The sequence below is a fragment of the Saccharothrix sp. ST-888 genome (genome assembly GCF_000955975.1).
In the GTDB taxonomy this organism is placed as follows: Bacteria; Actinomycetota; Actinomycetes; order Streptomycetales; family Streptomycetaceae; genus Kitasatospora.
Map to the genome: position 1 here is coordinate 1 of NZ_JYJF01000343.1, position 550 is coordinate 550.

1 protein-coding gene is annotated in these 550 nt (G+C 72.4%); it reads right to left on the reverse strand.

Annotated features, from left to right (window positions below; translation table 11 throughout):
• The coding region (locus tag UK12_RS33015; RefSeq protein WP_156179096.1) for an acyltransferase domain-containing protein at positions 1-550 on the reverse strand (550 nt) is incomplete at both ends.

Sequence of the window (550 nt, forward strand, 5' to 3'; positions counted from 1 at the left end):
CAGGACGTCCAGCAGTTCGGTGCGGATCGACTCCACCTGCGCCGAGTGCGAGGCGTAGTCCACCGGCACCCGGCGAGCCCGGACACCGTCCGCCTCACACGACGCCAGCAACTCCTCCAGTGCGGCCGGCTCACCCGAAACCACCACCGACGACGGACCGTTGACCGCAGCGACCGAGATCCGCTCCTCACCCCAGACGCTCAGCCGCTCACGCACCAGCTCCACCGGCAGCGCGACCGACACCATCCCGCCCCGGCCCGCCAGACCACCGGCAATCGCCCGGCTGCGCAGCGCCACCACCCTCGCGCCGTCCTCCAGCGACAGCGCACCCGCAACCACAGCAGCGGCGATCTCACCCTGCGAGTGGCCGACCACGACCGACGGCGACACGCCCGCCGACTGCCAGACCTCCGCCAGCGAGACCATCACCGCCCACAGCACCGGCTGGACCACGTCCACCCGCTCCAGCCACGCCTCACCCGCCGTACCCCGCACGACGTCCAGCAGCGACCAGTCCGTGAACGGCGCCAACGCAGCCGCACACTCCCCC